Here is a 24,881-nt window from a genome sequence, read left to right as displayed (position 1 = left end):
CATCTTGAAATCCATAGGGTATATATCGTTTAAGTAACAGATACGAGCGGATATCCTACCAGAATCGTACATGTTTGACTCAAGAATACACAATGGTTGTTTATCCAAAATGGATAGTTTTAATATCAGTTAGCAATGGCGAAAAATCAAATAAATCTGAAAAATTACTGAAATTGTACGCTTTGGCAAGGAGCAGAAAGGCAATCTCCCGGTTGACTATCATCGGCTTACTATCGGCTCACAGAGGCCATTTTGATTAAAACATAATATACCCGTCATCTTTCAAGTTGCCTCTTTGTTGGCTGCCGTCGCGATGCATCTTGAAATCCATAGGGTATGTTTACTTACTATTGTTATTCGTCTCCAATAACGAACAAATCTTGTTCAGCATTATCTCTCCCTTTTCTTGGGGTAACCGAGCATCTACCGGTAAATACCACCAATTTGGCTGAGCAAAATTAAAACACTTAACCGCATCTTTTTCTGTCATCAGTAAATTCTGGTTGGTGTCAGCCAGATGACACAATTGATCTTCTGTGTACAGTTGATGGTCGGCAAATGCATACTCCTTTTTTAGGTCAGCACCTAACTGTTGCAAGGTGGCAAAGAACCGCGGTGGATGCCCAATTCCAGCCATCGCAACAGCGTGAGGTATCAGATTCACTGCACGTTTTTCACCGCTCACCATATTCACAGCTAACTCGCCAGCTAATGTCATGGATAGTTCGCCTGGCTGAGGAGTACCGCCGTTAGTGATAATGGTATTAACCCTGTTCAACCGCCCAGATAGTTCACGCATTGGACCTGCTGGAAGCCACCAACCATTACCAAAACGGCGCACGCCATCAATAACCGCAATTTCAAAATCCCGCTGCAAAGCATAGTGCTGTAAGCCATCATCAGTCACGATGATATCCAGTGACGTGTTTGCCAGTAATGCTTTCACTGCTGCAACCCGTTTTGGCGCAACAGCCACTGGTGCGCCGGTACGACGATGAATTAATACCGGTTCATCACCGGCTTGAGCCGTAGTGACATTTTCAGTCACCAACAGAGGATAACTTTCCGCTTTACCTCCATAGCCGCGGGAAACAACACCAACCCGATAACCTTTTTTCTGCAACTGCTCCACCAGCCAAATAACCACCGGCGTTTTACCATTACCGCCAGCAGTGAGATTACCCACCACCACAACAGGTACAGGCGCTTTCCAGGGTAGCCTCAACCCTGTTTTATAACTCAACCACCGTAAGCCACTTATCAGCCCGTAAAGGGCTGAAAAAGGTAATAACAGCAAATAAAGCCATGAGCGGCCTGACCATATGCGCTCAATCATTGACCAAATTGCATCCGATGTAGTTGTGAGTAAACACCATTTCGCTCCAGCAGAGAGAGATGGTCACCCCGTTCAACAATATGCCCATCTTCAACCACCAGAATTTCATCCGCGTTTTCAATGGTTGATAGACGATGTGCAATAACCAGCGAGGTTCTGTTTTTCTGCAATTCATCCAGTGCAGCCTGAATTGCCCGTTCAGATTCCGTGTCCAGCGCCGAAGTTGCCTCATCAAGAATCAGAACCGGAGAATCACGCAACAAGGCACGCGCGATAGCAATACGCTGGCGTTGACCGCCAGAAAGCAGCACACCATTCTCACCGATCATCGTATCCAAGCCGTTATCTAACTTCCTGATGAAGTCCATTGCATAAGCCATCTCAGCGGCTTTCTCAATCTCTTCACGGCTGTATCGGTTTTCACTGGCATAAGCAATATTATTCGCTACCGTGTCATTAAATAGATGCACATTCTGCGATACCAGTGCAACCTGCCCACGCAAGGAAGAGAGCTTATATTCCCGCAAGTCATGCCCATCCAGAAAAATATTACCTTCGTTGACATCATAAAAACGGGTCAGCAAATTCGCTATTGTGGATTTACCCGAGCCAGAACGCCCTACTAAAGCAACAATTTTTCCCGCCGGGATATACATGGAAATATTTTGCAACGCCGGTAATTCCTTGGTTGGATAGCAGAAAGTCACATTACGGAACTCAATATCACCGTTCGCTTTTTTAAGCTCCAGCTTACCGTCATCTTTCTCCTGTTCCATATCCAGAATCGAAAACAGAGTCTGACAGGCGGCCATGCCTCGCTGGAATTGCGCGTTAACATTAGTCAACGATTTCAATGGACGCATCAACGCAATCATTGATGAAAATACGACCGTAATTTTACCCGCTGTCAATGTTTCCATAATATCCGGGAAACTTGCGGCATACAGGACAAAGGCCAAAGCAAACGAGGCAATAAGCTGAATGATGGGATCAGAAATTGATGAAGCAGACACCATTTTCATGCCTTGCTGACGCATATGGTTACTGACTTTATTAAAGCGCTCAGTTTCTACGTTCTGCCCACCGAAAATGAGCACTTCTTTATGCCCTTTCAACATCTGCTCAGCACTGGCTGTGACTTGCCCCATGCTATTCTGCATATTTTTACTAATACTACGAAATCGCTTCGATACCACACGAATCACCAATGACACGATCGGCGCAATCACAATCAGGATCAGAGATAATTGCCAGCTATAGTAAAACATCAAAACAAACAGGCCGATAATGGATGCCCCTTCCCTGACCACGGTAATCAGTGCACTGGAAGAGGAGGAGGCCACTTGTTCAGAATCATAAGTGATACGGGAAAGCAGCGTCCCTGTAGATTGTTGATCAAAAAATGACACCGGCATCCCCATCATATGGCTGAACAGACGACGACGCATCTGCATTACCACTTTACCGGAGACCCAAGAGATACAATAACTTGATACAAACCCGGATAGCCCTCGCATAATCATTAAAGCAATCACAATCAGTGGCATCCATTTCAGTACATCACTGCTTGCTTTGCCGAAACCTTCATCAAGTAAAGGCTTAAGCAACGAAAGCATTAACGTATCACCGGCAGCATTAAGGATCAGTGCAACCGCAGCAACTATCAGCCCAATCCTGAACGGAGAGACAATTGGCCATAGTCGGCAAAACGTCTGCCAGGTAGAAAGGTCTTTATCATTCATTATTGAGTTACCAACACAAAAAGAAATAGCGGGTTATTCTACTCATGATCACTACGAATACCAAACCACTGATGATACCAACGTGACATAATTTGTTGCCTATAGCTCATCATTTCAACATGATCGCCATAAAAATAACCCGTTATCTGCCCGGATACCGCGGTACTACGCCATTCTGCCCCAATTTTACGATAGCGTCGCTGCACTTTAACCGAAGGAAGTCGCCACGGGCTATAACGTGCAACAGAGGCCAGTGCATATTGTGGTGAGACGGTATGAATAAAAGCGGCTGTAGATGACGTGTTACTACCATGATGTGGAACCTGCAATACGGTCGATCTTAAATTCTCTTTTTCTATTCCCAATAGCTTATATTCCCCTTGCTTTTCCAGATCTCCGGTCAAAAGCAAGCTATGTTTACCATCTTCTACCCGAATGACACAAGATTCGTCATTACCTGCGCGTAATGATCTTACCGGCGGCCATAATACACGGAAGCTCAACCCCTGCCAGAGCCACTGTTCACCGCGTATACATGGAAGATGTTGCTGATTGATTAAAGAACTTCTCACCGCAATACCTGGATATTTTTGTTGTAAGAATGCTAACCCACCGGTATGGTCAAGATGATCATGACTGATAATAATTTGCTCTGGCGTTAATCGATGCCAACGCAAATAAGGGATTATCACCCTTTCAGCCATACTGCCAGTCTCCCAACGATTAGCGGTATCAAAAATCAGCGCTTTGCCATCTTTTTCAATGATAACCGCAAGCCCGTGCCCAACATCCAGCATAGAAAATCGCCACAAATAGTCTTCGTTGCGCCTCAGATAGCAGAGCATTACCCCTAAAAAAATAGTAATCAGTAATTTATATGATTGCCACCAAGCGAATCGCCAAATAATGACAACAAACCAACCAATAAACGTTATTAATGGGGGAAAACGGCCAGTTTCACTCCATGACTGTTGCAAAACTGGCAAAGGGATTAAAGAGAGGGTTACAGAGTAATCAACTAATTGCCATAATAAAGCGTGAATAAAAGAACAAAAGTTGCTGATTAATGCCAGCATAATCAACGGCACAGTAATAAAAGAGATGATTGGCACGGCCCAGAAGTTAGCAAATAAAGCGGCAAAATTGACACCATGAAATAATAATAGCTGGAGAGGAATAAGCATCAGCATCATACCCATTTGCATATATAACCCTCGCAGCCATAACCATTTCCAACCATAACGAAATGGCTCAATTAACGGTGCCCAACAGAACCAGAACATTAGCGCCATCACAGCAAAGAAAGAGAGCCAGAAGCTGTCAGAAAGCACCGTCAGGGGATCAAATAAGAGAATCATTGCGGCTGTCCACAATGCCCACTGCCAAGGGAAACAGAGAATATTTCTATAACGTAAATATAACCAGATCGTTAAACCCAGTAATGCACGAATAGCCGGAATACCCCAACCCGATAGCCAGACGTAATTTATTGCCACTATCCAACCGGCAATCAGTGGGAATCTGTGCCCTATCCAGTGCACGGGAAAGAAGAGTTGTAATAATCTTGCCATCCACCAACCAAACATACTGGCAACCGTAATATGCAACCCTGAAATAGCCATAAGGTGAGCCGTACCTGTTTGTTGTAATAATAAATTATCCTCCTTACTTAACCACTGACGTTCTCCGAATGCTAATGCCATCGCAATGCCACTATGCTTCAATTCACGAATATCCGGTGCAATATGACTGACCAATCGCTGACGTAAATTACATTTCCCATCAATTAATTCAGCGTGAATGACTTTTCCTGTTAAAGGTCGGCGGATAGCTAATGCCCTACGCTGGCTATCATATCCACCTTGATTTAGCTGACTATGAACTGGCCGTAATTTCATTTTCAGCCGCCATTCTTGACCAGCACACAGAGATTCAGGCGAAATATCCCAATAAGCGGAAACATACAGTGGCGGAAAAATAACTTTGTTTTCATTCTCAATAATACGCAGGATAACTCTGCCATTCTCTTCATTATCTAATGATAAACTTTCAATAATAACCCGTGATAAATGCGCTTTTTCACTAAAATAGATTATCTGTTCGAGCAGATGATTTCCTTGCCAGCACCCAATAAGAAATGCCAGTAACGAAATTGAAACCATCCGACAAAGACAAAATGGCAAGAATAAGTAGAATAGAGCCAGTAATAGCAATGCCATCATCTGCCATTTCTGTGGTAACTCAGGCAGAAAAAACAAGGGTACAATACCGACAATAATAGCTATTGCAGCCTGATTCACGCTAATAATTGGTATAGGTTGTTTCCAATTTATTGTTATCTTATTTATCACAACTGAAAACCACATCCTTATTCATCCTTACCCTTTTATTTTTCCAGCAGAGTATTGCTTATTTTTTACAAAGCAGCCAGAAGCACAAGAAAAATCATCAAACACCTTCGCAAATTAATTTCAGGCTAATAATCATTTCACAAATATATGCGAACAGCTTCGCAAATACAGAAATTTCCACCTGCTAATTACCCAACAAATGTTATATTGGTTGAAAATGTAACATTGCGATACTGATATCAAATAAAATATCTCGTAAGGTTTTGTCCGTATCTTCATTACAGACATAAATATACCCTATGGATTTCAAGATGGATCGCGACGGCAAGGGAGCGAATCCCCGGGAGCATAGATAACGATGTAACCGGGGTGAGTGAGTGCAGCCAACAAAGAGGCAACTTGAAAGATAACGGGTATAAACATTCTAAGAGCCTATCTCAATAGGCGTAATTGTTGCAGGCCATTCTTATCAATGAACAGTGAACACGGACAGCGCGGAAAAACCGGAGCGTACACGTAGTACGTGAGGATTTTGAGCACTGCCCAGGTTCGCTCTTTATGGCAAAGAAGGGCAAATAAAATAGCCCTATTGGGATAGGCAGTAAGTCATTATGAACTTACGAGAAGTTACATTATCCACTTATTATTATAATTAAATATTAAATTCATTTTTGAAATTATTAACCATGCCTATGAATTAATAGAACAATCAATCTAACCATATGTAAAAAAATAATTATTATCAGACATTACCTCAGTTGTTGAGCACTAAATTAGTGAAACTACTTAAATGACTGTCCACTTTTTGTTTTGTGATTAAGATCGCATTGATTAAATTTAAATAATATTAAATTAATATTTCCATTCTATTTTTATATGGAAAGTAATCAAAAAATCATGTTAAATACAATAAGGTGGTTTTTATGAAAAACAAAATAATTGTATCTGACTCTCTGCAAGAACATCATCTTACTAAATTATTTAATGATGAAGTGTTAGCAATCCATATAAAGAAATATGTTGATATCTCTCTTGCAGACAAGCTCTCTGATTTTTTCCTCTCTCACGAAAATCTAGAATGTCATCCTCATGATTTGAAAAAAGGAGATGAAGTTGTTTTAGTTGATTATGGTGTTGATAGAATTGGCCCGTCTTACAACACAACTTTTGGCAAATCCAAAGATAGCGATAGCTATAAAAAATATTTTGAAAATGCGTTACCTGCCATCAGAAACGTCAGAAATTTCTGTGCTCCCATGTTAGCCCCTTTCGATAAATTTCGTTTAGAACTGGATGAAGTATGGTCTGCCGGGGCTAGCATTGCCAACTTTGAAGGTAAAAAGATGCATGCGGGGATTGCCAGAGTGATGAACAGACCAGAACGTTCTTTCATGGTTGAAAAACAACCCCATTTCGATGGTCTTCAACAACAATCTGTCAATTTGTTGGGGCAATTCTCAGTGAATATCTATATAAAAATGCCTGCAACTGGAGGAGAGCTGGAACTGTGGGATGTTCCTGAAATCCCTATCACCGAGTTAATTGAAGATAATGCAGAAAATGATTGGCGAGGCACGCTTCCGCCATCTGTCCTCATTAAACCAGAGCAAGGAGATTTAATTATAATAAACACCAGGAAACCCCATGCTATTCGTAGTTTTCCCGAGGGGGGCAGAATATCATTACAAAGCTTCATTGGATTATCACTAAATAAACATCTCATGTTATGGAATTAATTATATGGTTGATGTAATCAGTACATTAGGAACATTTTTTCTTTTAGGATTGGGAGCTGCGGCTCCCGTTGGCCCTATAAATATAGAAATTATGCGTAGACACTTGAATATCAGTTGTCTTCACGCAGTCGTTTTTGGTTTAGGTGCTTGTTTTGCCGATATAATTTATTTATTACTTTTAGGTTTTGGTATATTGCAATTTTTTTCCAATACTATTTTTATGCCTATTTTGGGGTTTTTAGGCGCATTAATGGTCATTTGGTTTGGTATTACCAGCTTCATAAATAAGAAAAATGAGGAAAATATCAATATCATATCCAAACCCTATCATAGGCAATTTTTTGATGGTGTATTGTTGACATTATTAAATCCATACAATGTTATTTTTTGGCTGTCTGTCAGCGCACAACTCAACAATATTGCATCAGGTAAATATAGTTTAGCTATTGGTGCAGCAGGGACAATTATTGGCGTTATTGTTTGGGTTGCCTTTATTAATACTGTGATATTCTTCTCCAGGAAAATGCTCAGTCACCGTGTTATCAAATTTATTAATTACACCAGCGGCGTCGTTCTTATTATGCTTGGAATCTATTTCTTTTCATATTCAATAACACTATTTAATCTGAAATTTTCTTAAGTCAGGAAATGCTATGCCTGAGGATCCAATAACGTTTTTAATCAAACGAAATTTCATGGAGATCCTTAGGCATAATTAAAATAACTTCTCTGTTTTCATTACTTATTGTTAATTAAACGAGAAAGACTATATACCCTATGGATTTCAAGATGGATCGCGACGGCAAGGGAGTGAATCCCCGGGAGCATAGATAACGATGTGACCGGGGTGAAAGAGTGCAGCCAACAAAGAGGCAACTTGAAAGATAACGGGTACATCAAGCTGTGGGACATCTTATCCGTACTAAACAGAGGATACCGGAGCAGTAACGATTCTCGACACGCGCATTAAATTCAAAACTACGGCAAAGATATTCTCAATTCTCTGCCCCCGTTTCGTCGTGTTATCTGATAAGACATTTACGTTATTAAAAAACATGATCAAACAAACCTAGTTGAAGTTGCTGTGACTTTGGTATATATTTTATGCAAGATTTTTTAAAATTAATTCCCTTGTAGGAAGCACTTCAAGATGAATGCACCTGATATTAAGAAAGCACAACATGTTGCATACGCTCAACGTGTAAAAGAGCAGAAGAGTAGTCATGCAGCTCCACAGCCTGTTATACAAAGACCTGCTTTAAGTGTGCCATCAGGTAGTTTCGTTGCTGGTATGGCTCCAAGCTTCTGATTCTTCCCCCTATACCGCACATGATATAATGAGCCAGTGTTTATAATATTTGGTTCTTTTTTTATGACTGTTGAACACATACCGCCTTCTGAACAAATTTATTTACTCAATCAAGAGCTAGTCCAAAACGCTGATAGTTTAGCAGGGCCAGCAATCACTGTTGGTGGTCAAGCTGTGCGCTACTGGGTAAATACATACCTTCATAAATACTCGAAAGATAATTTACCTAATGAAGTTTTCATAACTTCTGTTGATGTTGATTATGTAACAAAACGGAACAATGTTGAAAACATCGCCAGAGCATTCAACGTTGAACCTCACTATAACAATCCACTTGATTTCCCATCTATTGCAATATGCCTTCTGACCGATAAGGACACAAAGACAATTAAAGAGCATGAAGGCCGGTTGTTCTCTAACCCTGATAACAATGATGAATGTAACCTTGTTGATATCATTGACCGGCCAGCAGGTTTTGAACACGACGATTTATCTGGCGACAAACTATACTTGAATACAGAACGTTTTATGATTAATGCAGCGCCAGGCTCTCATGAGCTCGTTCGTATTTTGAATCCTATCGCTTGTATTCGATCTCGCCTCGCCAACATTGTGAATAAAGTCAAAGACGATATTGAGGTCGAGAAAGAGCGCATCAGAAGCCTGATGATCCCTACTTATTACTTTCTGTTAGAAAAACTTGAGCATGAAGATTTTCGAACAGCCAGAAAATATGTTGAAGACTTTGGTTATCTGCTACAAGAACGATCACGGCGTCATTGTCTTGTAAAATATGGGATTGAACTCCATAAAGTTCTTGAATCACTTCAAGTTAATCTCTCTGAACACAGGGATGATTACGAGTTGCCGGATATGTTTCTTGATGAAGAGTTAAGGCGAATGGCTGATCATCATAAGAATCAATATATTAGACTAAGAGCTCAATTACAGTTAGACCAATAACTTTATAAGAACGAACGCCTTATTGGGCGTTTCAGACCGCTATTTTTAAAGCCCGGTTTATCTCTTCTGGCTCGCCATTCTTTTATACCCGTTATCCTTCAAGTTGCCTCTTTGCTGGCTGCACTCTCTCACCCCGGTCACATAGTTCGCTATGCTCCCGGGGATTCGCTCCCTTGCCGCCGCGATGCATCTTGAAATCCATAGGGTATATAACTTTAAGAACACCTTCTGGGTTATCTTCAATGCCTTCCTCAGGATAAAATATTAAATCACCACCAGAGGCGGTATTCTGATATTTTATCCAATGTGCCAGCCAACTTACGCCCCATGTCAAACATATCTGTTACACCACCGACAATGATGTAAGTGCCGGGATGTTTACCACAAGTAACCTTATCTCCTTCACGAGCCGTTGCTCGCCCATCAAATGTCATGGTGTGGTCACCAGTAATAATCTGGCCGCCACACGTTGTTTTATCACCAACCAGCAGGAAATACCCTATTGCCATCTATTCACTTCTCCATTGATTTATAGCATGAAGAGTGGTTCTAACTGAAATCATCATGTTTTCACCACTTATGGATTAATAAATATTCAATGATGCAATGGATTTCACCTAAAAATATATAGGAATATTCCGAAATTTATCGAAATTAAGTGGCTTGATGCCGGTATTACCTTATATTTTTAACAACTTTTATACATTTATTTATCAAAAGCGAATATCACGAATAAATTTAAAACCAATGACGATATTAATTTTGCATACGAGTGATTTCTGGGGACACAGCGTCAGATTGACAGGATTATGGGGAAGGTTTTCTAAGTATAAAAGTTAGCTCTTTTTATATGAGCCTTGATTAGATCAAAAAAGCGCTGACCAAAAGGCCAGCACTTTGTTATGAATCTAAAACAGTATCGAAACACTGTTTAGAATAAGCAATAACTTGTTATCTTCAAACTTAATCGTAGATATTCACGCGATCACGCAACTCTTTCCCAGGTTTAAAATGGGGAACGTATTTACCTTCCAGCTCCACTTTATCACCGGTTTTAGGGTTACGACCTACGCGCGGAGCACGGTAGTGAAGAGAAAAACTGCCGAATCCGCGCACCTCTATACGTTCACCATCTGCCAATGTTATTGCCATATGGTCGAGTATTTCTTTCACTGCATCTTCAACGGTTTTGGCCGAAATATGAGATTGCTGGCCAGCAAGTCTTTCAATTAATTCAGACTTGGTCATGAGTACCTCCCTAAACTACCGCACTTGGATAACACTTACGTGTTATCCACCGTTATTCACTTGAATTATTCGCCTTTCGCTGCTTTGAAAGCTTCAGCCATCGCATTGTTTGCAAAGTTTGCGTCTTCTTGTTTGTTCACAGAAGCGATAGCGTCTTTTTCGTCAGCTTCGTCTTTAGCGCGAACAGACAAGTTGATAACGCGGTTTTTGCGATCAACTCCAGTATATTTAGCTTCAACTGCATCACCCACGTTCAGAACCAGCGTTGCATCTTCAACACGGTCACGAGAAGCTTCTGATGCACGCAGGTAACCTTCAACGCCGTCAGCCAGTTCTACTGTCGCACCTTTAGCATCAACTGCGGTAACTTTACCAGTAACAATAGCACCTTTCTTGTTCACGGACAGGTAGTTATTGAATGGATCTTCTGCCAGTTGTTTAATGCCCAGAGAGATACGCTCACGCTCTGCATCTACTTGCAGAACAACAGCCGCGATTTCATCGCCTTTTTTGTATTCACGAACGGCTTCTTCTCCAGCAACGTTCCAGGAGATGTCAGACAGGTGAACCAGGCCATCAATGCCGCCATCCAGACCAATGAAGATACCGAAGTCAGTAATAGACTTGATCTTACCTTCAACGCGGTCATTTTTGTTGTGAGTCTCAGCAAATAACTGCCAAGGGTTAGCTTTACACTGTTTCAGACCCAGGGAGATACGACGACGTTCTTCGTCGATATCCAGAACCATAACTTCCACAACGTCACCAACGTTAACCACTTTGGATGGGTGGATGTTTTTGTTGGTCCAGTCCATTTCTGAAACGTGTACCAGACCTTCAACGCCTTCTTCGATCTCTACGAAGCAGCCGTAATCAGTCAGGTTAGTTACGCGACCAGTCAGTTTAGTGCCTTCTGGATAACGCTTAGCGATTGCTACCCAAGGATCTTCGCCCAGTTGTTTCAGGCCCAAAGATACACGGGTACGCTCACGGTCAAATTTCAGTACCTTAACTGCGATTTCATCGCCCACATTGACGATTTCACTTGGATGTTTAACACGTTTCCAAGCCATATCAGTAATGTGCAGCAAGCCATCAACGCCACCCAGATCAACAAATGCGCCGTAGTCAGTCAGGTTCTTAACGATACCTTTAACTTCCATACCTTCTTGCAGGTTTTCCAGCAGTTGATCACGTTCTGCACTGTTTTCAGATTCAATAACAGCACGACGAGAAACCACGACGTTGTTGCGTTTCTGATCCAGTTTGATGACTTTAAACTCAAGCTCTTTACCTTCCAGGTGAGTTGTATCACGAACTGGACGAACATCAACCAGAGAACCAGGCAGGAATGCGCGGATACCGTTCAGTTCAACAGTAAAACCGCCTTTTACTTTACCGTTGATGATGCCGGTAACTGTTTCTGCGTCTTCGTAAGCTTTTTCCAGCATCAGCCACGCTTCATGGCGTTTTGCTTTCTCACGAGACAGAACAGTTTCACCAAAACCATCTTCAACAGCGTCTAACGCAACATCAATTTCATCACCGACCTGGATTTCCAGCTCACCCTGAACATTTTTAAACTGTTCTACAGGAATTGCGGATTCTGATTTCAGACCTGCATCAACCAATACAACGTCTTTATCAATAGCAACAACGATGCCGCGAACGATAGCACCTGGACGAGTTTCAATAGATAGCAGGGATTCTTCAAAGAGTTGAGCAAAAGATTCTGTCATGTTAATGATCTTCAAGATTTTAATTTAACGTCCATTTAGCTTCCCGCCGAATGGGGTTGTTTTACATGCCCTGCTACTATTTCCCTGTAACAAGGTTGTTTGGTTTGCGAAAAAATTTGATACCCGCGTACCTAATTTTTAGTACATCGTCATCAATTATAAGCTAAAAACTTAAAATCGCTCAGGTAATTGAGAGAATTTTTTTCGCATAATTTAGCGCCTTGTCGATGACTTCTTCGATAGACATACTGGTTGAATCCAATATTAATGCATCTTTAGCCGGCGCTAACGGCGCAACTGCCCGGTTACGATCGCGGTAATCACGCTCCTGTATCTCGGACAAAAGACATTCAAAGTTAACACTAAAGCCTTTTTCCTGCAACTGTAGCATACGTCTGCGTGCACGTTCTTCTGCGCTGGCATCAAGAAATATTTTCACCGGAGCATCAGAAAACACCACGGTTCCCATATCACGGCCATCGGCAATCAAGCCCGGTGCAACCCGAAAAGCACGCTGACGCCGTAACAAGGCTTCACGAACCCGTGGGAAAGCAGCCGCCTGCGAGGCAGTATTGCCGACCGCCTCGGTCCGGATCTCATTACTGACATCCTCGCCCTCAAGCATCACACTGAGCTTCCCTTTTCTAGGGACAAAACGCACATCAAGATTAGCAGCCAGAGGAACTAACGCGTCTTCAGACTGGATATCCACCTGATGATGAATCGCGGCCAGTGCCAACACTCGATAAATAGCACCTGAATCAAGCAGTTGCCAGCCTAAAACCTCTGCCAGTGCCTGGCATAATGTTCCTTTACCTGCACCGCTTGGCCCATCAACAGTTATTACTGGGGCTATCGCCACCATTATTGTTCTCCTTTAGCATGGCAAGTTAACACGTCACCAGATGCTGAATATTTACTCGATAAAATAATCAATATCTGCCGTTGATTATACGCACTCACAGAGTGAACGAAATAAGCGCATGCCATGTAGATATACCCGTTATCTTTCAAGTTGCTTCTTTGTTGGCTGCACTCGTTCACCCCGGTCACATCGTTATCTATGCTACCGGGGATTCACTCCCTTGCCGTCGCGATCCATCTTGAAATCCATTGGGTATAGATTTTGATCAAAGAAATACGCTTTATTAAATCATAATAATCGATAATTATGACTTTCGCTGGCTTAATCTCTCCAATTGATTGAAATAATCAGGAAAGGTCTTTGCTGTACAACCTGGATCGAGAATGGTAACCGGTGTATCGGACAACGCCACCAACGAGAAACACATCGCCATTCGATGATCATTATAGGTGCCAATTTCAGCAGGTAATAATCTTGGTGGCGGTGTGATGCGAATGTAATCAACCCCCTCTTCCACCTCTGCACCGACTTTACGCAATTCAGTTGCCATCGCATGCAGCCGATCCGTCTCTTTTACCCGCCAGTTGTATATATTGCGAATGACGGTCTCCCCTGCCGCAAACAACGCAGTGGTTGCAATGGTCATAGCAGCATCAGGGATCTCATTCATATCCATATCAATGCCAGTGAGAGTGCCACGTTCGCATTCAACAAAGTCATCACCCCAACGAATTTTCGCCCCCATTTTCTCCAGCACATTGGCAAATTTGGTATCCCCTTGCAGGCTATTTTTACCAATTCCAGTCACACGCACAGTGCCACCTTTAATTGCTGCGGCCGCCAGAAAATAGGAAGCAGAAGAGGCATCACCTTCAACCAAATAGTGCCCCGGAGAAACGTATTGCTGTCGGCCTTTAATGTGGAAAATCTGATATTGATCGTGATTTATGGTAATACCAAAACTTTTCATCAATGCCAGAGTGATATCAATATAGGGTTTGGAAACCAATTCCCCCTGAATATGAATCTCAGAATCATTTTCCGCCAATGGCGCAGCCATCAGCAATGCGGTCAGAAATTGGCTGGAAACCCGGCCATCTACCATCACTTTGCCGCCAACAAAACCCCCTTTGACGTGTAACGGCGGATAATTTTCCTGCTCCAGATAATCAATTTCTGCCCCCCCCTGACGCAAAGCATCCACCAGATGACCAATCGGACGCTCTTTCATCCGAGGTTCGCCGGTAAGAACGACGTCATTTTTGCCCAAGCATAACGCGGCGGTTAGGGGGCGCATTGCCGTACCGGCATTACCCAGAAACAGTTCTATCGGGCCTTGATGGGTAATCAATCCACCAATACCGTCAACTTCACAACAGGTACGATCATCAGATAAACGATAACTGATACCCAACGCAGCCAAAGCATTGAGCATATGACGAATATCATCACTGTCCAACAAGTTAGTTAAACAAGTAGCACCTTTGGCGAAAGCCGCCAGTAATAGCGCACGGTTAGAAACACTTTTTGACCCTGGCAGGTTAATAGTTCCGTTAATGTAGGAAATAGGTTGTAGCATCAGGGATTGCATAAATAACGGGCTCTCCGGTTCTCGATTACATTGTTTTAATTATATACCCGTCATCTTTCAAGTTGCTTCTTTGTTGGCTGCACTTACTCACCCCGGTCACATCGTTCTCTATGCTCCCGGGGATTCGCTCCCTTGCCGTCGCGATCCATCTTGAAATCCATTGGGTATAAGTGAGTCATTTTTACGTTTGAGGAAATATTTTTTACTTGAATGAGCCGGGAACCATTGTTCCCGGTAATGATTGACAAATTAGCCGTTACGGCGCTCAAAATCAGCCATAAAATCAACTAAAGCCTGAACCCCTTCTATCGACATCGCATTATAAATAGAAGCACGCATACCACCGGAAACCCGGTGCCCTTTCAGTGCCTGCAACCCTTGTGCATCAGCCTCCGCCAGAAACTTGCTATCCAGTGAGGCATCCACCATCTGGAACGGTACATTCATCAGAGAACGATTTTCAGGGGCAACCTGGTTGCGATAAAAATCACTCTTATCAATCACATCATAAAGCAGTTCAGCCTTAGCTCGGTTGCGCTTTGCCATCTCTTGTACTCCACCTTGCTCTTTCAGCCATTTGAAGACCAAACCAGAGAGATACCAGGCAAACGTTGGCGGTGTGTTGAACATGGAGTCATTCTCTGCCAAAACAGCATAGTCGAAAATGGACGGGGTTTCTTTACGGGCTTTGCCCAATAAATCTTCACGCACAATAACTAATGTGATACCAGCAGGACCAATATTTTTCTGCGCTCCCGCATAAATCATACCGTAACGGCTAACATCCAATGGCCCGGAAAGAATAGAGGAAGAGTAGTCAGCAATAATAATTTTATTATCGCTAAAATCCGGCTGTTCATGAATAGCGATACCATCAATAGTTTCATTCGGGCAATAATGAACATAAGCCGCATCATCACTCAATGACCATTCACGCATTGGTTTAACGCTTTTCAAGCCATTAATTTCGGTTTTGATATTAATCACATTCGGTGTGCAGTATTTTTTGGCTTCTTTAACTGCACATGCCGCCCAATAACCGCCATCAATATAATCGGCTTTAACCTTGTCACCCAATAGGTTCATTGGAATAGCGGCAAATTGACCGCGGGCACCACCATGACAGAACAATACTTTATAGTTTTCAGGCACTGATAATAAATCCCGCAGATCATTTTCAGCTTCCTTTGCCACTGCGATAAATTCCTTACCCCGGTGACTGATCTCCATAATTGAAGTCCCAATACCATGCCAGTTACAGAGCTCCTGTTCAGCTCTACGCAATACTTCAACGGGTAACATAGCGGGACCTGAACTGAAATTATATACCTGATTCATTTACCTCACCTTATTCTGACGAAATAACAATGATTGATAACAATAAATAATCTGATATACCGGTTGTACCATTCCCATTTCATTGCTGCAATGGTTATTCAAACGTTGAACAAAACTATCGCAAAAATAGCCAATAAACTTATTCATTCAGCGCTATTACAGGTGAACCGCTTATTTTTTACCTTTTTTATCTACAGCGATGAGAGGAAGGAATAATGTGAATGGCGAATCGGGTAAAGCAATAAAACCATGATGTCGGTAAAATTGCACTGCATTATCATCTTTTGCGTCAACAAGCAGCGCATAAGATGCAATTTCGGCACGAATGGTCCTCTCAATAGCATCAGCTAGCAATGCTCCACCGAGTCCCTGATTTCTAAATGCCTGATCAACGGCCAACCTCCCCATCCGTACTGCCGGCACTGTTGGGTATCGTGGCAATTTCTTAATAGTAGCTGTCGGGAGGTTGGCCAACTGGATACCGGCAGCAGCCAGAGTATAATATCCCGCTACACGGTGATCATGAAGCGCAACAAAACAAGCTGCTACGCGGCACCTAACATCCTGACCAACCTGTCTCTGAAAGTAACCATCTAGAAATTCTGAACCACTGTAGAACGAATCACGATCGTGTTCTTCGTTGAGTTGCATAACATCAAACATCGTGGAACTCATTCTGATCGTAACAAAGAGCGGTGCCGTGCAAATGCACGTTCAAGCGCCGGAGTCGATTCCGGTGGATTCAGCAATGCCTGCGCAAAACATTGCTGATCGGCCAGAGACAAACGGAGTACTTCTGACTGCTCAATTGCGCGTTGCGCCGCATCCTGTGCAGCAGACACAACAAAATCAGTCATAGTACGTCCTTGAATTTCAGCGGCCCGTTTAATCAGGGCATGTAGTTCAGGATTCATACGCGCCTCAAAACGCGCGGTGGAAGTAGCCATAATAGACCTCGACTAAAATTATCCGGCAAATTTCCGTACAAATAATATCTTAGCTACTTTTTGAGCAGAATGCTACTTTCAACTGCTAGTTTTAATCAGCGCGTTTCCTCGCTATAGCGCGCGAAACTCCGTCACCCGCACGCCCTATTTGTTATCTCTGAATCACAAATCAATATTTCACAAACATCTCGTGAATTTTCACCGGATTACGTGTTTCAGTCAGAGCTAATTGTAAAAGTACTCTGGCCTTTTGCGGATTCAAACGTTCAGAAGCGACAAAGCCATGTTTGCTATCGTCTACTTCCGCATCCTGAGTAACATATCCCACCGGTACACGGCTTGATCTGACGACCACAACCCCATCTTTAGCCGCCAAGGCCAGAGTATCGAAAATCGCCTTGTACATATTACCGTTGCCCACACCAGCGCTGACAATGCCTTGGTAACCATCTTTCAACAGAGCTTTCGCCGGCAGATCAGACGCATTGGCATAGTTATAAACAATACCTACTTTCGGTAGCTTATCGAGTTTACTGACATCAAAAATAGCCTTATTGGCTCTCGGCTTCGCGTCAGCATAATAATTGACTTTGCCATTATGAACAAAGCCCTCAGCACCCGCATTAACTGGCTGGAACGCCTGAACTTCGGTGGTGCTCATTTTCACCACGGTGCGCCCACTGATAACCGCATCATTCATTGCCATCAACACACCGCGTTTGGCTGATGCTGTATCACCGGCAACGACCACAGCGTTATACAGATTTAACGGGCCATCAGCACCAAGCGCTGTAGATGGACGCATCGCTCCAACCATGACAATGGGTTTCTGGCAGTGGGTAGTCAGATCGAGGAAGTAAGCGGTTTCTTCCATCGTGTCAGTACCATGGGTGATAACAAAACCATCGGTCTTGTCACAATCAGCGTTGATTCTTTTCGCTAGCGTTAACCACACCTGATCATTCATATCTTGCGAGCCAATACTCACCACCTGTTCACCTTTTAGGTTGGCGATATTTTTGATCTCAGGAACAGCATTGACTAATTCATCAATGGCAACCCTTCCAGCAACATAGTTGGATTGGATTGCAGACTTCCCGCCACCCGCGATCGTCCCTCCCGTCGCCAAAAGTGTAATATTTGGTAAAGCAAAAGCAGAACCACTAATTAATGCCAATAAACTGGCTAAAGCTGTGTGTTTCATCTTTTTCATGCTTCTTCCTTAATAAAAAATATCCTGTTAAATTATGGATGATGATAACAATAAATCTGTGATACATACCAGACTTTAGCTACTGAAAAAAAACTCGTATGATGAGCGCCCCATAACGAGCACTCATAAGTGAATACCATGATGCAAACCTTTATTCCCGGCAAAGATGCCGCACTGGAAGATTCAATCAACCGTTTTCAGCAAAAACTGCAACATCTTGGTTTTAATATCGAAGAAGCCTCATGGCTGAATCCGGTTCCTCATGTCTGGTCGGTTCATATCCGTGACCGCGATTGTCCTCTCTGTTTTACCAACGGCAAAGGTGCTAGCAAAAAAGCCGCTTTAGCTTCTGCTTTAGGGGAGTATTTTGAACGCCTGTCAACCAACTATTTTTTTGCTGACTTCTATTTAGGCGAAGCTATCGCTAACGGTGATTTTGTCCATTATCCGAATGAAAAATGGTTTGCTTTACCGGACGATAATTCTTTGCCAGCAGGCATTCTGGATGACCGGTTACACCAATTTTATAATCCTGAAAATGAGTTATGCGCCAGTCAGTTAGTCGATTTGCAGTCAGGTAATGAAGAGCGTGGTATCTGCTCACTGCCGTTTACTCGTCAATCTGATCATCATACCGTCTATATTCCGATGAATATTATTGGCAATCTTTATGTTTCCAATGGTATGTCAGCCGGCAACACGATGAATGAAGCCAGAGTTCAGGGATTATCTGAAGTTTTTGAACGCTATGTGAAAAATCGTATTATCGCCGAAGGCATCAGCCTGCCAGAAATTCCCCAGGAAGTGATGAATCGTTATCCCGACGTTGTTGCCGCAGTCAGCAAATTACAAGATGAAGGTTTCCCACTCTATTGTTATGACGCCTCTCTCAGTGGGCAGTTCCCGGTTATTTGCGTCGTGCTGTTTAATCCTAATAACGGGACTTGTTTCGCCTCTTTTGGTGCACATCCTGAATTTGGTGTAGCACTGGAACGTACTGTGACCGAATTATTACAAGGACGCAGTTTGAAAGATCTGGATGTGTTCAATGCGCCGACTTTTGATAATGAAGAAGTGGCAGAACATACTAATCTGGAAACTCACTTTATCGATTCGAGCGGTTTAATCAGTTGGGATTTATTCAAACAAGATGCTGATTATGCGTTCGCTGACTGGAGTTTCAGCGGCACGACCGAAGAAGAATTCGCCACTTTGATGGCTATCTTCAAACAATTGGATGCCGAAGTTTATATTGCTGACTACGAGCACCTTGGTGTTTATGCCTGCCGTATTTTGGTTCCGGGAATGTCTGATATTTATCCTGTGGAAGATTTACATCTTGCTAATAACACGATGGGAATCCATCTGCGGGAAGCTTTATTAGCATTACCGGATAGCCAGTGGCAAGCCGAAGAATATCTGGCGCTGATTGAGCAATTAGATGAAGAAGGTTTGGACGATTTTACCCGTATCCGTGAGTTACTTGGCATTGCGGTAGGTAAAGATAATGGCTGGAGCAATTTACGAATTGGTGAGCTGAAATCCATGTTGGCGCTGGCGGGCGGTGATTTGGAGCAGGCTTTAATTTGGGTAGAATGGACCCAAGATTTTAACACCTCAATCTTTACGGCCGAACGCGCTAATTATTATCGCTGTTTGCAAACACTGCTTTTACTTGCTCTGGAAGCGAATAAAGCGCCTGCACAATATTATCAAGCATTCATAAAAATGTATGGGCAAGATGCTGTTGAAGCAGCATCAGCAGCTATTTCTGGTGAACACTGTTTTTATGGTCTGTGGTCAGTCGATGCAGATTTAAAATCACTGCCCGCTCATCAGGCTTTATTGGCTGCTTATGAGAAGCTGCAAAAAGCAAAATGCGATTTCTGGAACACAAAATAAAATTGTAGAAAAGACAATTCATAATTAAAAGTAAAATCCAGGTTAAATTAAATTTATTTGCAACAACAAATAAACAACAATTTGACCTGTAATTTTACTTACTAAACGTCCTACTAATGGGTTAAATAAAAAAATATTATAATTTTTAAAATTTTTTTATTTTATTAAAATCAATAGGTTAAATTGAATTTAAACCGTTTTCACTCCCCAAAACAGAGTCCACTCTTAGGGAATTATGATCTATATCAAATTCTCCCCTTCACGCCTTTGTTACTATCATTACGTACCGTAACTTATTAATGATAAAGAGAATGTTGGTATGAAAGCTGACACCCCCTTTAACCTATTACCCCCTGCGATAATGACACAAATCGCCAATGACATTGGTGTTTATAAAACGACTAAACCTGTTGCCATTACCTATCTGTCAGCAATAACTGCCGGGATTTTTATTTCCATTGCATTCGTCTTTTATATTACCGCGACTACAGGAACCACATCTGTCCCTTATGGGCTAGCTAAATTAGTTGGCGGCATCTGTTTTTCCCTTGGATTAATGTTAGTCGTCGTTTGCGGAGCAGATTTATTTACTTCCACTGTGTTAACGATTATTTCCAAAGCCACCGGGCGTATAACCTGGTATCAAATGATGATAAACTGGATTAACGTTTATTTTGGTAATTTGATTGGCGCACTATTTTTCGTCGCCATTATCTGGTTTGCTGGTCAATACCATGTTGCCGATGGATTATGGGGCCTGAATGTCTTGCAAACAGCAAACCATAAAATACACCACTCTTTTATTGAAGCGCTATTTTTAGGCATTCTCGCCAATTTAATGGTTTGTCTCGCTGTTTGGATGAGTTATGCCGGACGTAGTTTAATGGACAAAATATTCGTCATGATTTTGCCAGTAAGTATGTTCGTTGCCAGCGGCTTTGAGCACAGTATTGCGAATATGTTTTTAATCCCACTTAGCATTGCTATTAAGCATTTCGCACCAACTGAATTTTGGATTAACGTGGGAGCAACACCTGAACAATTTTCTCAACTCACCATTTCACACTTTATTACTAACAATTTAATTCCAGTCACTATTGGTAACATTATCGGTGGCGCTATTTTGGTGGGTTTAACTTACTGGTCAATTTATCTGCGTAGTGAGCAAAAACATTAATTAGCTCTCTCGCCTGATTTCTTAAAAGTTCGATTATTACAAAGGTAGAAGTATCATGACTGAATTAAATAAAAAGTTCTCTGTAGCATGGCAAGATTTTAACCAAGGTGATTGGCAAAGCGAAGTCAATGTTCGTGACTTCATCCAAAAAAACTATACGCCATATGAGGGTGATGAATCTTTCCTGTCAGGTGCGACAAAAGCGACCGATACCTTATGGGAAAAAGTCATGGAAGGTATCAAAATCGAAAACCGCACTCATGCGCCAGTTGATTTTGATACTGATGTTGCTGCTACTATTACCTCCCACGACGCAGGTTATATCGAAAAAGATCTGGAAACCATTGTTGGCCTGCAAACGGAAGCTCCATTAAAACGTGCCCTAATCCCATTTGGTGGCATCAAAATGGTGGAAGGCTCATGTAAAGTTTATGGTCGTGAACTCGATCCTAAATTGAAACAGATTTTCACTGAATACCGCAAAACGCATAATCAAGGCGTTTTCGATGTTTACACACCAGATATTCTTAAATGCCGAAAATCTGGTGTTCTGACAGGTCTGCCTGATGCCTATGGCCGTGGTCGCATTATTGGTGACTACCGTCGTGTTGCAGTATACGGTATCGATTTCTTGCGTGATGATAAATTAGCTCAGTTCAATTCATTGCAGGAAAAGCTGGAAAACGGTGAAGATCTGGCAATGACTATTCAATTGCGTGAAGAAATCGCTGAACAGCACCGCGCTCTGAGCCAAATTAAAGAGATGGCGGCTAAATACGGCTATGATATCTCTGGCCCCGCCACTGACGCTAAGGAAGCAATACAGTGGACTTATTTCGCTTATCTGGCGGCGGTTAAGTCTCAAAATGGTGCCGCAATGTCCTTCGGTCGCGTTTCCAGTTTCCTGGATATCTACATCGAACGTGACCTGAAAGCGGGTAAGCTGACAGAAGTTGAAGCTCAGGAATTAATTGACCATCTGGTGATGAAATTACGTATGGTTCGTTTCCTGCGTACCCCTGAATATGATGAACTATTTTCCGGTGACCCAATCTGGGCAACAGAATCGCTGGCAGGTATGGGGATAGATGGTCGCACGCTGGTGACTAAAAATAGTTTCCGTTTCCTGAACACCCTATACACAATGGGCCCATCACCAGAACCCAATATGACCATCCTATGGTCCGAAAAACTGCCGACAAATTTCAAAAAATTCGCGGCAAAAGTTTCCATCGATACCTCATCTTTGCAATATGAGAACGATGATTTGATGCGCCCTGACTTCAACAACGATGATTACGCTATTGCTTGTTGCGTCAGCCCTATGATTGTGGGTAAACAGATGCAATTCTTCGGTGCTCGCGCAAATCTGGCTAAAACGATGCTGTACGCCATTAACGGCGGTGTAGATGAAAAGCTGAAAATGCAGGTTGGCCCGAAAGAAGAGCCAATAAAAGATGAAGTGCTGGATTACGACAAGGTTATGGCCCGCATGGATCACTTTATGGATTGGCTGGCAAAACAGTATGTTACTGCACTAAACATCATTCACTATATGCATGATAAGTATAGCTATGAAGCGGCACTGATGGCACTGCACGACCGTGATGTTTACCGTACTATGGCCTGTGGCATTGCCGGTCTGTCTGTCGCTGCTGACTCATTGTCTGCCATCAAGTATGCCAAAGTGACACCGATCCGTGATGAGGATGGTTTAGCGGTTGATTTCAAGATTGAAGGTGAATATCCACAATTCGGTAACAACGACTCGCGTGTTGATGATATCGCCTGTGATTTGGTTGAACGTTTCATGAAAAAAATCCAGAAACTGAATACTTATCGCAACGCGGTACCGACACAATCCGTTCTGACCATCACTTCTAACGTGGTATATGGTAAGAAAACCGGTAACACCCCTGACGGACGTCGTGCTGGCGCACCATTTGGACCCGGTGCCAATCCAATGCATGGTCGCGATCAAAAAGGTGCCGTCGCCTCATTGACTTCTGTGGCTAAATTGCCCTTCGCCTATGCAAAAGATGGTATCTCTTATACCTTCTCTATCGTACCAAACGCGTTAGGCAAAGATGATGAAACACGCAAAACTAATCTGGCTGGTTTGCTGGATGGTTATTTCCACCATGAAGCAGAAATTGAAGGTGGTCAGCATTTGAACGTCAATGTGATGAACCGTGACATGCTGCTTGATGCCATGGAAGACCCTGAAAAATATCCTCAACTCACTATCCGGGTATCAGGTTATGCCGTACGTTTCAACTCACTGACTAAAGAGCAACAACAGGATGTAATTACCCGTACTTTCACCCAATCTATGTAATAATTTGTTAGCACAGGCCCTGAATTTTAGGGCCTCTATTCGTTTATCCTGCCAGTTTTGGAGTAAACCTGTTATGTCCGTACTTGGTCGTATCCACTCTTTCGAATCCTGTGGCACCGTTGATGGCCCCGGTATCCGGTTTATTGTTTTCTTTCAAGGTTGCCTGATGCGTTGTCTCTATTGCCATAACCGCGACACATGGGATACCCACGGCGGCAAAGACGTGACCGTTGAAGAATTGATAAAAGAAGCAACAGCCTATCGTCATTTTATGAACGCATCCGGTGGCGGGGTTACTGCATCGGGTGGTGAAGCCGTTCTTCAAGCTGAATTTGTACGTGACTGGTTCCGAGCCTGTCATGCCGAAGGTATTCATACTTGTCTTGACACTAATGGATTTGTCCGCCGCTATGGTCCAGTTATTGATGAATTGATGGATGCAACAGATCTCGTTATGCTCGATTTGAAGCAACTTAATGATGAGATTCATCAGAAATTAGTCGGTGTCTCCAATCATCGCACCTTGGAGTTTGCCCGCTATCTGGCTAAACGTAACCAGAAAACTTGGATCCGTTACGTTGTAGTTCCCGGCTGGTCCGATGATAATGAGTCCGCTCATAAGCTAGGTGAATTTACCAACGATATGAAAAATATTGAAAAAATAGAACTTCTGCCTTATCACGAACTGGGTAAACATAAATGGACGACTATGGGGGAAAAATATCAGTTGGAAGGTGTAAAACCGCCTGCAAAAGAGACTATGGAGAGAGTGAAAAACATTTTGGAAAGTTATGGTCATAAGGTTATCTATTAATTAAATTATTTAACTTTTATCTCTGAAATAAAGTCGCAATAACACCTTCAGAATATCAATGGCTTTTAATCATTGCATTATGTGGCAAGTTCCCCGGTACTAGAATTTTTAAGCTTTGATACCTTACAACAAAGGGGTTCACGAACTCTGTTCGGATGCCAAAATCAGTAATAAAAGGTCACATCAGGCACATGAACATTGAGGTTTTGACGAAACAGAACGAGTTATTTGTTTCCGCAAACAACTCACTTAATCGCGTTCCCCATGCTCTT

Annotated in this window: 20 protein-coding genes and 1 pseudogene; 8 read left to right on the top strand and 13 right to left on the bottom strand. The window is 42.5% G+C overall.

The window, feature by feature from the left end; all coding sequences use genetic code 11:
* Nucleotides 1–340 precede the first annotated feature (340 nt).
* Genes lpxK through PluTT01m_RS08485 form a run of 3 tightly spaced genes read right to left on the bottom strand, consistent with a single transcriptional unit; the run spans nt 341 to nt 5,444 of the window.
* A complete protein-coding gene (lpxK, locus tag PluTT01m_RS08495) occupies nt 341–1,336 on the bottom strand; it encodes a tetraacyldisaccharide 4'-kinase (protein ID WP_011145922.1) in 996 nt (331 codons plus the stop codon).
* Entirely contained in the window at nt 1,333–3,081 is a 1,749-nt protein-coding gene (msbA, locus tag PluTT01m_RS08490) for a lipid A ABC transporter ATP-binding protein/permease MsbA (RefSeq protein WP_041380022.1), read from the bottom strand. Before msbA ends, lpxK begins: the two co-directional genes overlap by 4 nt.
* 35 nt (nt 3,082–3,116) lie before the next feature.
* The gene (locus tag PluTT01m_RS08485; RefSeq protein WP_011145920.1) at nt 3,117–5,444 is read right to left on the bottom strand and encodes a ComEC family protein; all 2,328 of its coding nucleotides are present in this window, start codon (nt 5,442–5,444) and stop codon (nt 3,117–3,119) included.
* Nucleotides 5,445–6,352: 908 nt separating this feature from the next.
* On the opposite strand from PluTT01m_RS08485, the gene PluTT01m_RS08480 reads away from it, so the two are divergent.
* From PluTT01m_RS08480 to PluTT01m_RS08470, 4 genes are all read left to right on the top strand, one after another.
* Nucleotides 6,353–7,165 carry a 2OG-Fe(II) oxygenase gene (locus tag PluTT01m_RS08480; RefSeq protein WP_011145919.1) on the top strand — a complete coding sequence of 271 codons (813 nt, stop codon included), beginning with the start codon at nt 6,353–6,355 and terminating at the stop codon, nt 7,163–7,165.
* Nucleotides 7,166–7,169: 4 nt separating this feature from the next.
* Nucleotides 7,170–7,805 (top strand): LysE family translocator, encoded by a 636-nt coding sequence (locus PluTT01m_RS08475; protein WP_011145918.1) that lies wholly within the window; start codon nt 7,170–7,172, stop codon nt 7,803–7,805.
* 510 nt (nt 7,806–8,315) lie between these two features.
* Nucleotides 8,316–8,474, top strand: coding sequence for a hypothetical protein (locus PluTT01m_RS26870; protein WP_011145917.1), 159 nt, complete (start codon nt 8,316–8,318; stop codon nt 8,472–8,474).
* Nucleotides 8,475–8,537: 63 nt separating this feature from the next.
* Nucleotides 8,538–9,437, top strand: coding sequence for a hypothetical protein (locus PluTT01m_RS08470; protein WP_011145916.1), 900 nt, complete (start codon nt 8,538–8,540; stop codon nt 9,435–9,437).
* Between the two features lie 91 nt (nt 9,438–9,528).
* Here PluTT01m_RS08470 and PluTT01m_RS27455 read toward each other — a convergent pair whose 3' ends face one another.
* The 10 genes and pseudogenes from PluTT01m_RS27455 to ansB all read right to left on the bottom strand — a co-directional run bounded on the left by PluTT01m_RS27455 (nt 9,529) and on the right by ansB (nt 18,378).
* On the bottom strand, nt 9,529–9,771 hold the full coding sequence (locus tag PluTT01m_RS27455) for a bacteriocin immunity protein (protein ID WP_109791439.1): 243 nt from the start codon (nt 9,769–9,771) through the stop codon (nt 9,529–9,531).
* Nucleotides 9,728–9,946, bottom strand: a pseudogene (locus PluTT01m_RS08460) (PAAR domain-containing protein); the annotation flags it as partial. The pseudogene PluTT01m_RS08460 and the gene PluTT01m_RS27455, both read right to left, overlap by 44 nt.
* 454 nt (nt 9,947–10,400) lie before the next feature.
* On the bottom strand, nt 10,401–10,685 hold the full coding sequence (gene ihfB, locus PluTT01m_RS08455; protein WP_011145915.1) for an integration host factor subunit beta: 285 nt from the start codon (nt 10,683–10,685) through the stop codon (nt 10,401–10,403).
* A gap of 65 nt (nt 10,686–10,750) precedes the next feature.
* Nucleotides 10,751–12,424: a 30S ribosomal protein S1 gene (rpsA, locus tag PluTT01m_RS08450; protein ID WP_011145914.1), complete on the bottom strand. Its 1,674-nt coding sequence runs from the start codon at nt 12,422–12,424 to the stop codon at nt 10,751–10,753.
* A gap of 181 nt (nt 12,425–12,605) precedes the next feature.
* Entirely contained in the window at nt 12,606–13,289 is a 684-nt protein-coding gene (gene cmk, locus PluTT01m_RS08445; protein WP_011145913.1) for a (d)CMP kinase, read from the bottom strand.
* Nucleotides 13,290–13,593: 304 nt separating this feature from the next.
* Nucleotides 13,594–14,880, bottom strand: a complete 1,287-nt coding sequence (aroA, locus tag PluTT01m_RS08440) for a 3-phosphoshikimate 1-carboxyvinyltransferase (RefSeq protein WP_011145912.1) — start codon at nt 14,878–14,880, stop codon at nt 13,594–13,596.
* 249 nt (nt 14,881–15,129) lie between these two features.
* On the bottom strand, nt 15,130–16,218 hold the full coding sequence (serC, locus tag PluTT01m_RS08435) for a 3-phosphoserine/phosphohydroxythreonine transaminase (protein ID WP_011145911.1): 1,089 nt from the start codon (nt 16,216–16,218) through the stop codon (nt 15,130–15,132).
* A gap of 171 nt (nt 16,219–16,389) precedes the next feature.
* Complete coding sequence (locus PluTT01m_RS08430) at nt 16,390–16,881, bottom strand: GNAT family N-acetyltransferase (protein ID WP_198408807.1); 492 nt, start codon at nt 16,879–16,881, stop codon at nt 16,390–16,392.
* 8 nt (nt 16,882–16,889) lie between these two features.
* Nucleotides 16,890–17,165 carry a type II toxin-antitoxin system TacA family antitoxin gene (locus PluTT01m_RS08425; protein ID WP_011145909.1) on the bottom strand — a complete coding sequence of 92 codons (276 nt, stop codon included), beginning with the start codon at nt 17,163–17,165 and terminating at the stop codon, nt 16,890–16,892.
* 169 nt (nt 17,166–17,334) lie between these two features.
* Nucleotides 17,335–18,378, bottom strand: coding sequence for an L-asparaginase 2 (ansB, locus tag PluTT01m_RS08420; RefSeq protein ID WP_011145908.1), 1,044 nt, complete (start codon nt 18,376–18,378; stop codon nt 17,335–17,337).
* A 138-nt stretch (nt 18,379–18,516) separates the two neighbouring features.
* Here ansB and ycaO point away from each other — a divergent pair, with 138 nt between their 5' ends.
* The 4 genes from ycaO (at nt 18,517) to pflA (ending at nt 24,609) form a co-directional block, all read left to right on the top strand.
* Nucleotides 18,517–20,280 carry a 30S ribosomal protein S12 methylthiotransferase accessory factor YcaO gene (gene ycaO, locus PluTT01m_RS08415; RefSeq protein WP_041380020.1) on the top strand — a complete coding sequence of 588 codons (1,764 nt, stop codon included), beginning with the start codon at nt 18,517–18,519 and terminating at the stop codon, nt 20,278–20,280.
* Between the two features lie 319 nt (nt 20,281–20,599).
* On the top strand, nt 20,600–21,457 hold the full coding sequence (gene focA, locus PluTT01m_RS08410) for a formate transporter FocA (protein ID WP_011145906.1): 858 nt from the start codon (nt 20,600–20,602) through the stop codon (nt 21,455–21,457).
* Between the two features lie 55 nt (nt 21,458–21,512).
* Nucleotides 21,513–23,795: a formate C-acetyltransferase gene (pflB, locus tag PluTT01m_RS08405; RefSeq protein ID WP_011145905.1), complete on the top strand. Its 2,283-nt coding sequence runs from the start codon at nt 21,513–21,515 to the stop codon at nt 23,793–23,795.
* A 73-nt stretch (nt 23,796–23,868) separates the two neighbouring features.
* Nucleotides 23,869–24,609, top strand: a complete 741-nt coding sequence (gene pflA / locus PluTT01m_RS08400; RefSeq protein WP_011145904.1) for a pyruvate formate lyase 1-activating protein — start codon at nt 23,869–23,871, stop codon at nt 24,607–24,609.
* Nucleotides 24,610–24,881 lie beyond the last annotated feature (272 nt).

The organism is Photorhabdus laumondii subsp. laumondii (assembly GCF_003343245.1).
Taxonomy (GTDB): domain Bacteria; phylum Pseudomonadota; class Gammaproteobacteria; order Enterobacterales; family Enterobacteriaceae; genus Photorhabdus; species Photorhabdus laumondii.
The sequence above is the reverse complement of the archived record's forward strand: the minus strand, read 5'-3'. Positions and strand labels throughout refer to the sequence as shown.